Consider the following 9,512-nt stretch of genomic DNA (forward strand, 5'->3'; position numbering starts at 1 on the left):
GCCTGCGCCGCCAAGGCGTTGTGCCGGACCTGTTGCAGCAAGGTGCTGAACGGCAAGTCGCCGTGTACGTCGGCCTGAAGGATCTGCGTGTTGACGAAAAAGCCGATCAGGCGCTCGGTCTCGACCCGGTTGCGGTTGGCATTGGGTACGCCGACTCGGATGCGCGACTGGCCACTGTAGCGGTGCAACAGCACCTGGTACGAGGCCAGCAGCAACATGAACAACGTCACGTTCTGCTGGTGCGCCAGTGTTTGCAAACCTTGGACCAGACCTGGCCGCAACACCACCTGCAGGCGCTCACCACGGAAACTCTGTTGGGCAGGCCGAGGGTGGTCGAGCGGCAGCGCAAGTACCGAATGTTCGCTGCCAAGGTGGTCCAGCCAGTACCCCAGCTGGCGCTCCTGTTCCCCTGCCTCCATCCAATGCCGCTGCCAAATGGCATAGTCGGCATACTGGATCGGCAGCTCAGGCAGTTGCACCGGCGCACCCTGGCCGAAGTGAGCATAGAGCTCGACCAGCTCGCGCACCATCACCTGCATCGACCAACCATCGGAAACGATGTGGTGCTGAGTCAACACCAGCACATGGTCCTGCTCGGCAAGTGCCAGCAGGCGTACGCGCAACAGCGGGCCATTGTCCAGGTCGAACGGCCGCTGCGTCTCGCGCTCGACGAAGGCACGGATCAGCCCATCGTGGTCGAGACCTTGACCTTCAGCCTTTTCGACCTCCAGGCGCAATGTCGCTTCGGCCCCGACGACCTGGCGCACCTCGCCCTCCACATGCTGGAAGTGAGTGCGCAACGTGTCGTGGCGGGCGATCAACGCCTTGAATGCCCGCTCCAGCGCAGGTACATCCAATGCCCCGCGCATGCGCAGGGTAGTAGGGATGTGGTACGCCGTGCTGAGCGGGTCCAGTTTCCAGAGGAACCACTGGCGCTGCTGGGCGAACGACAGCGGCAAGGCCTCGAACTCCTCGCGCACCTGCGGGATCGGCAGGTTGGCCGGCGACACACCCTCTTCGAGCATCTTGCCCAGGTAAACCTTGCGCTTGTCCAGAGGCAGGGTGATGAACCGCTTGGCGATTCGAGCGGCTACCAACTTGTCCATCAAATTTCCTCCATTTCGTCGAGCAGGCTTTCCAGCTTGTTCAGCGTCGACGTATTGACTTGTTCACCACTGACTTCCAACTGGGCGACAAAATCAGCCAGAATCGGAAATTGGAAAATGAGTTGTGCCGTCAAGCTCAGGCCCAGCTCCAGTTGCAGCCGCGACACTACGTTGACCACCATCAGCGAGTGGCCACCTAGTTCGAAGAAGTGGTCACCCAGGCCGACTTGGGCGATACCCAGTACGTCTTGCCAGACCGCCGCCACCTGGCACTCCAGCGTGCTTTGCGGGGCAATATGGTTGTGCTGCCGAGGGCTGCCGTCCGGGCTCGGCAAGGCCTTGCGATCGAGCTTGCCGTTGATCGTCAGCGGCAGCGCCTCGATGAACAACACATGCGCCGGGACCATGTAGTCCGCCAGCTGGCGCTTGAGGTGCGCACGCAGGGTGTCACGCAGGGCGTGCTCATCGGTCACGGGCTCTTGTGCCACCACGTAGGCCACGAGTTGCTGGCCCGCCACGCCGTCGACGGCGAGTACCGCGGTTTCACGCACCTGTGCCAAGGCCAGCAATTGCGCCTCGATTTCCCCCAACTCGATACGGAAGCCACGAATCTTCACTTGGTGATCGATACGCCCGATGTACTCGATGGCGCCGTCGACGCGCTGGGTCACCAGGTCACCGGTGCGGTACAGGCGCTCACCCTGGGCAGCGAACGGGTTGGCGATAAAGCGTGTGGCACTCAGCGCGGCCTGGTTTAGGTAACCTCGGGCCAGGCCCGCACCGCCGATGAACAGCTCGCCAGTCGCCCCCTGCGGCACTGGGTTGAGATCACCGTCGAGCACGTACCAGGTCAGGTCACCGATCGGCTCGCCGATGGGGCTGGCCGCCTGCGTCTGCAGGTCGGCCAATGACAGTGGGCGGTAGGTTACATGCACCGTGGTTTCGGTGATGCCGTACATGTTGATCAACCGTGGCGCCTGGTCGCCGAAACGCTCGAACCACGGCCGCAGGGCCTTGACTTCCAGCGCTTCGCCACCGAAAACCACATGGCGCAAGGCATGCGCCCCCACCACCGTCGGCGAGCAGGCGATTTGCATCAGCGCCTTGAACGCCGATGGCGTCTGGTTCAGCACCGTGACACGCTCATCGCACAGCAACTGGTAGAACGCTTCAGGGGCGCGGCTGACCGCTTGCGGCACGATCACCAGGCGGCCGCCGTAGATCAGCGCGCCAAAGATCTCCCACACCGAAAAATCGAAGGCGAAGGAATGGAACAGTGTCCACACGTCGTCGGCGCCAAAACCGAACCAAGCCTCGGTGGCCAGGAACAATCGCACGGCATTGCGGTGCGGCAACAATGTGCCTTTAGGGCGGCCAGTGGAGCCTGAGGTGTAGATGACATAAGCCAGGTTATCTGCATGCACCCTTACCTGCGGCGTGCTGTCGGCATACCCCTGCACATCGTCTTCCAGTGTCAATGTCGGCAGCCCTGCCGGCACCACCAGCCCAGGTAGCAACGCCGATTGGGTAAGCAACAAGGCGATGCCGCTGTCTTCGATGATGTAGCTCAGTCGCTGCTGAGGCGCTTGCGGGTCAAGCGGCACATAGGCGCCGCCGGCCTTGAGGATGGCCATCAAGCCCACAATCATCCAGGGCCCGCGTTCGGCCGCCAGGCCCACCCGTACATCGGCACCCACACCATGTTCGACCAGGCGATGCGCCCAACGGTTGGCTTGGGTTTCCAGTTGTGCATAGGTCCAGTGCTGGCCTTCGAAACTCAGGGCGACGGCCTGGGGTGCGCGGGCCGCCTGGGCGGCTATCAACTGATGCAGACAACGCTCGTCATGCAATTGAAGGGTGTCCGGATTCCACCGTTCGAGCAACGCCGATTGCTGCACTGCACTGTGCACCTGGCATGCGTCCAGGCGCTGGCTGCCATCGCCCTGGGCCATCTGCAGCAGCAGTTGGCACAGCTGGCCGTGCAGGCGGTCGACCAGCACCTGGTCGAAGGCCTGTCGGTCATAGTTGAAGTGCAGTTTCAGGCGTTCGCCCAGGCTCGCGGAAAGCGTCAGCGGATAGTTGCTCTGTTCGTGGTTATGCAGGTTGGCGAAGCGAACACCCGGCGGGTTGGCCTGCTCCAACGCGTCGGACACCGGATAGTTCTCGAAGACCAGAATGTTGTCGAACAGCGCCTCGCCACCTTGCCCAGCCCAACGTTGGATTTCGAACAGTGGGGTGTGCTCGTGCTCGCGCAAGGCCAGGTTCTGCGCCTGCACCGCCTGCAGCCATTGGTCCACGGTCAGTTGTGCACGGGGGCTGGCGATCACCGGCAGGGTATTGATGAACAGGCCGATCTGCTGCTCGATCCCTTTGAGCTCACTTGGCCGGCCCGCCACGGTGGCACCGAAGCAGACGCTGTCAGTGCCACTGTAACGCTGCAGAAGCAGCAGCCATGCGGCTTGCACTAAGGTGTTGAAAGTCACTTTGCGCTGGCGGCAGAACTCCACCAACCGGCCTGTCTGCTGGGCATCGAGGCCGCCATGCAGGTTGCCATGCCCCGCTGCGGCAATGATGTTGCCTTCGACGCAACGGCTCAGCCGGGTCGGTGTGCCCAACGCAGCCAGTTGCTGTTTCCAGAACGCTTCGCTGCCTGCCAAATCCTGGGCCTTGAGCCAGCCGATGTACTCGGCATAACGCCCACTCGATGCTTCCGGCACCTGCCCGCTGTAGCGCTGCAACACTTCGCCCAATAGGCGCGAAGCGCTCCAGCCGTCCATCAGAATGTGGTGATGGGTGTACACCAGGTGGTACTGGTCATCCTGCATGCGCACCAGCACCAGCCGCAGCAAGGGCGCCTCGGTAAGGTCGAAGCCCTGCTGGCGCTGGGCATCCGCCAGCTCGTCGAGAGCCTGGCCGAAGTCGCTGCGGCCACGCCAGTCATGCAGCGCATACGGCAGGCGGACCTGACGCTGGACCACCTGCACCGGCTGCTCGAGGTTATGCCAGACGAAGCCGGTACGCAGGATGTCATGGCTGTCGATGACCGCCTGCCAGGCTGCGGCGAAACGCTGCGGGTCCAGGCCATGGATATCCAGGCGCATCTGGCTGATGTAGTCGCCAGAGCCCTGCTGGTACAGGGAATGGAACAACATGCCCTGTTGCATGGCCGACAGGCCGTAGAGGTCGTCAATGCGTGCGGCGGGCAGCGGCAGTGCATCCAGTTGTGCCTGGCTGAGGTTGGCAAGCGGGAAGTCGGACGGCGTCACTGCCCAGACCTGCTCGTCCAGGCAATGCTGCACCAACGCCTGCAACTGACTGATCAACTGGTCGGCCAGTTGCTCGATAGTGGCGTGGTCGAACATCGCCTCACTGTACGTCCAGCTCAAGCTCAGGCGGCCATCGAACACTTTGCCGCCGATGTTCAGCCAGTTGTCCAACGGTGCCGACGTGCTTTGCTGGGGCCCGCCATCTTCGCTGGCAGGGCGCAGCCAAGCGTCGCCCGCGATGTCGAAGCTGGCGTCGAACTGGCCCAGGTAGTTGAAGGTGATACGCGGCTGCGGCAAGCCAGCCAGCGCCGCACGGGTGGCGTCATCGCCCAGGTGGCGCAGCACGCCGAAGCCCAGCCCCTTGGCAGGCAAGGCACGCAGTTGCTCCTTCACTTGCTTGAGCGTGCCGTCGATGTCCTGGCCTGCGGTCAGGCGCAGCGGGAAGGCGCTGGTGAACCAGCCGACGCTACGGGTGAGGTCGATATCGTCGAACAAGGCTTCGCGGCCATGGCCTTCGAGCTTGATCAGCGTGTCGGCGCGGCCGGTCCAGCGGCTGATCACCAAGGCCAGGGCGCTAAGCAGCAGGTCATTGACCTGGGTACGGTAGGCCGCAGGCGCCTGCTGCAACAACTGGCGGGTAATGCCCTGGTCCAGCTGCCGATGCACGGTGGTCGCATACTGGTTACCCAGTGCGCCGTCGGGGCGCTCGCAAGGTAGGTCGCTGTCGGCTCCCTGCAATTGCGCCTGCCAGTAACCCAGCTCTGCCCGCAAGGAATCGCTGCGGGCATACTCGCCCAGGCGTTCGGCCCAGGCCTTGACCGAACTGCTCTTGGCCGGCAACTGAACGGCCTGCCTCGCCTGCAGCTGGTGGTAGGTCGCCTGCAAGTCCTCGAACAGTACGCGCCAGGACACACCGTCCACCGCCAGGTGATGGATGACCAGCAACAAACGCTGGCTGCCGTCCTTCAGGTCGACCAGCAGCGCACGCAGCAACGGCCCCTGTTGCAGGTCGAGGCTGGCCTGCGCCTGTTGGCAGGCCGCTTCCAGGCCAGCAACATCCAGGCCTTGCAGGTGTTCAAGCAGTGCTTGCGCAGGCTGCTCGTCCAGTGCGCGATAGCGTGCCCGCCAATGTCCATCGTGCTCGCTGAACACCAGGCGCAACGCATCGTGATGGTTGAACAGCGCTTGCAACGCCTGAGCCAGCAGCCCGGCATCCAGCGCCTGCCCTGGCTGCAGCAGCACCGACTGGTTCCAGTGGTGGCGCTGGGGCATGGGCGTGGCAAAGAATTCGTGGTGAATTGGCAGCAGTGGCATCGGCCCTTGCAACGCACCCTGGTCGATCACCAGTGCCTGGCCACCGACTTCAGCGACCGAGGCCAACCCCTGGACTGTCTGGTGCTGGAACAGTTGCTTGGCGCTGATGATAATGCCGGCCTGACGCGCCCGGCTGACCACTTGCAAGGTGATGATGGAGTCGCCGCCCAACTCGAAGAAGTTGTCGGTCACACCCACCTGCTCGCGCTTGAGCACGTCCTGCCAGATACCTGCCAGCGTCTGCTCCACTGAGGATTGTGGAGCAACGTAGGCCGGCAGCGTGCTGGCATCGGGTCGTGGCAAGGCCTTGCGGTCGAGCTTGCCATTGGGGGTCAACGGGAGGCGTTCAAGCAGCACCAGTTGTGCCGGCACCATATAGTCGGGCAAATGCTCGCGCAGGGCGGCCTTGATGCGTGCGCGCAAGCCATCGCCGTCGCCAGCCGACGCGGTGGGTACGACGTACCCTACCAGTTGCTGGCCGACAGGCCCCTCCACGGCAAGCACCACCGCGTCACGCAGTTCGTCCAGAGCCAGCAGGCGTGCCTCGATTTCACCCAGCTCGATGCGAAAGCCACGTACCTTCACCTGATGGTCGATACGGCCGACGTACTCCAGCGACGCCTGAGCCGGCTGGCGTACCAGGTCGCCGGTGCGATACATACACTGCCCATCCGCGGCGAACGGGTCGGGCACGAAGCGCTCGGCGGTAAGCCCAGGGCGACCCAGGTAGCCGCGGGTAATGCCGTGGCCAGCCAGATACAGCTCTGCCGCAACACCCGTCGGGACGGTCTGCAACTGCGGGTCGAGCAGATAACCACGGGTGTTACCCAGGGGCAGGCCGATGTTGGCCTTGCCGCCCGATTCGCGACGGGTCCAGGTGGAATAGGTGGTGTCTTCCGATGGCCCGTAAAGGTCATAGACATGTTCGACCGACACCTGCGCATACAGGTCATTGACCAGCCCCTGCTTGAGCGGCTCGCCCGCCAGGTTGATGATGCGCACCGATGCCGGGATCTGCCCTGCGCGGTGCAAACCTGCAATGGCCGATGGCACGGTATTGATCAGGCGAACCTGTTCTCGCGCAGCCAACTCCGGCAGTTCCAGGGCATTGCGTGCCAACACCAGCGAGCCGCCGTTACCCAGGGTGACGAACAGCTCCCACACCGACAGGTCGAAGCACACCGAGGTAGAGGCCAGTACCCCCTGAATCGACGGCTCGGGGTAGACCTCGGCCGACCAGCGCATCAACGCCATGACGTTGCGGTGGGCAATGGCCACGCCTTTCGGCTTGCCGGTCGAGCCGGAGGTATAGATGACATAGGCCAGGTTCTGTGCAACCACCTGGGTGTCCGGGTTTTCCCGACTGTAGCCTTGTCCTCCCAGGTCGGTACCCGCCTCCAGCAACACCACATGCAGTGCATCCAGCGCTGGCAGCTCTGCCAACAGTGCCTGCTGGGTGATGATCACCTGCGCGCGACTGTCGTCGAGCATGTAGGCCACACGGTCTGCCGGGTAGTCCGGGTCCAACGGTACATAGGCACCACCCGCCTTGAGCACGCCAAGCAAGGCCACGAGCAGTTCGGCAGCGCGCGGCATGGCCACCGCCACCCGCACCTCCGGCCCCACGCCAAGCTCGATCAGGCGGTGGGCCAGGGCGTTGGCCCGGCAGTTGAGTTCGGCGTAGCCCAGTACCTGTTCGCCGGCATACAACGCCGGCGTGTCGCCTTTCTCCGCGACACGCGCCTCGATCTGGCGATGAATGCATTGCGCCTGGTCATAGTGCTGTACCGCACCGCTGCACGCCTGGGCCTGTGCAGCCTGCTCCGCGCCGCTCAGCAAAGGCAGCAACTCGATACGCTGCCGGGCGTTGTCGACCAGCGCTTGCAACAGGGTCAGCCAGTGCCCACCCATGCGCTCGATGGTGGCGCGGTCGAACAGGTCGGTGGCGTAGGTCAGGCTGGCACTGAGTTGCTCGCCAGATTCGTGGGTATTGAGGGTGAGGTCGAACTGCGAGGTCTGTTTGTCCCAGGTCAGGCTCTCTACCTGCAGCCCCTGGCCCGCTCCGGCCTGGCGGCTGCGGCCGTCGCCCTGGTGGTTGTACATGATCTGGAACAGCGGGCTATGGCTGAGGGTACGTTGTGGGTGCAGGGCCTCGACCAACTGCTCGAACGGCAGGTCCTGGTGGTCCTGGGCGGCCTGTACCGTGGTACGCACCTGTTGCAGCAGGTCGATAAAAGTGACGACGCCTGCAAAGTCGGCCTTGAGCACCTGGGTATTGACGAAGAAGCCGATCAAGCCTTCGGTTTCCACCCGATTACGGTTGGCCGTGGGCACGCCGACACGGATGTCGGCCTGGCCGCTGTAGCGGTGCAGCAGGGTCTGGAAGCTGGCCAGCAACAGCATGAACAAGGTCACATTCTCGCGCTGCGCCAGCCCCTTCAGGGCCGACGCCAGGGCCTGCGGCACCTGAAGGTCGATACGCGCGCCACGGTCGCTCAGTTGCGCCGGGCGTGAGTGATCGTAAGGCAACGACAGCACACCCGGTTCGTCGGCCAATTGCGCCGTCCAATAGCCCAGTTGGCGTTCGCGCTCGCCCGCTTCCATCCATTGACGCTGCCACAAGGCGTAGTCGGCGTACTGGATTGGCAACGCAGGCAGCGTCGGCGTCTGGCCTTGGGTAAAGGCCTGGTAGAAGTGCATCAGCTCGTCGATCATCACCTGCATCGACCAGCCGTCGGAAATGATGTGGTGCTGGGTCAGCACCAGCACATGGTCATCGTCAGCCACACGCAGCAGGCTCACCCGCCACAGCGGCGCCTGGCGCAGGTCGAACAGGCGCCTGCTCTCCTGCTCGACGCGTGCCTGCAATGCGGCCGGGCCAGCGTCGAACAGGGGCTCGGCGTGCAAGGTCAGCTCGAAGGCGGCGTGAATCACCTGCACCACCTGCCCCTGGTCTTCCACCAGTGCGGTGCGCAAGCTCTCATGCCGGGTGACCAGCACATTGAACGCGCGCTCCAGTGCAGGCACATCCAGCGCCCCGCGCAAGCGCAGGGCGGTGGGTATGTGATACGCCGAACTCGTCGGGTCGAGGTGCCAGAGGAACCACTGACGCTCCTGGGCAAAGGACAACAGTAGTGGCTCTGCGCTGTCGCGTTTGAAAATGGGCACCACCGAAAACAGGTTGATGCCCTTTTGCTTGAGCAGCACCGCCAGCGCTTTTCTCTCCTTTGCCGAGAGACTTCCAACCGACTCGATCAACGCTTGCACCCAAGGCTCCTTACGAAAGTAGTTTCTCCAACTCAGTGCTTGATAAACGTTTGAGAGCCTCCAAAGATTTAGCCAATTCGTCGTCGACCGATAGGTGCACCGAACGCAGGCCCTCCAAGCGCTCGGCAAAGGCATGCAGGGTGTCAGTCTCGAACAGGTCCTTGAGCGGTACGTCAACACGCAGCAGGCTGCGCACCCGCACCAGCACCTGAGTAGCGAGCAACGAATGCCCACCAAGGGAGAAGAAGTTGTCGTCCAGCCCTACCCGCTCGATCTGCAGCACTTCCTGCCAGATCTCTGCCAACTGGCCCTGCAGCTCTGTCTCGGGCGCCCGCCAGGCTCGCGCCGCCACCTGTTCGCCCAGGCCCGGCAGGGCCTTGCGCTCAAGCTTGCCGTTGGGGCTGAGCGGCAAGGCATCGAGGAACAGAAGGTGGTTGGGTACCATGTAGTCCGGCAAATGCCCAGCCAGCGCAGCGCGCAGCCGCTCACGCAGTGCGACGGTGTCTTCCACGGGGGTGGCGAGTACGAGGTAGCCTGCCAACTGAAGGCCTGCCGGGCT

Annotated in this window: 3 protein-coding genes; all 3 read right to left on the reverse strand. The window is 63.6% G+C overall.

Translation table 11 applies throughout. The features are described from left to right. Positions 1–1,106 (reverse strand): condensation domain-containing protein (locus ACF8EF_RS14695; protein WP_392461428.1); only part of this gene is annotated, 1,106 nt, incomplete at its 3' end. After that, positions 1,106–8,953: an amino acid adenylation domain-containing protein gene (locus tag ACF8EF_RS14700; protein WP_392461430.1), complete on the reverse strand. Its 7,848-nt coding sequence runs from the start codon at positions 8,951–8,953 to the stop codon at positions 1,106–1,108. The genes ACF8EF_RS14700 and ACF8EF_RS14695, both read right to left, overlap by 1 nt. Before the next feature lie 10 nt (positions 8,954–8,963). Beyond that, positions 8,964–9,512: phosphopantetheine-binding protein (locus ACF8EF_RS14705; protein WP_392461432.1), on the reverse strand; the 549-nt coding region annotated here is incomplete at its 5' end.

This window comes from Pseudomonas sp. zjy_15 (assembly GCF_043101865.1).
GTDB lineage: Bacteria > Pseudomonadota > Gammaproteobacteria > Pseudomonadales > Pseudomonadaceae > Aquipseudomonas > Aquipseudomonas putida_Y.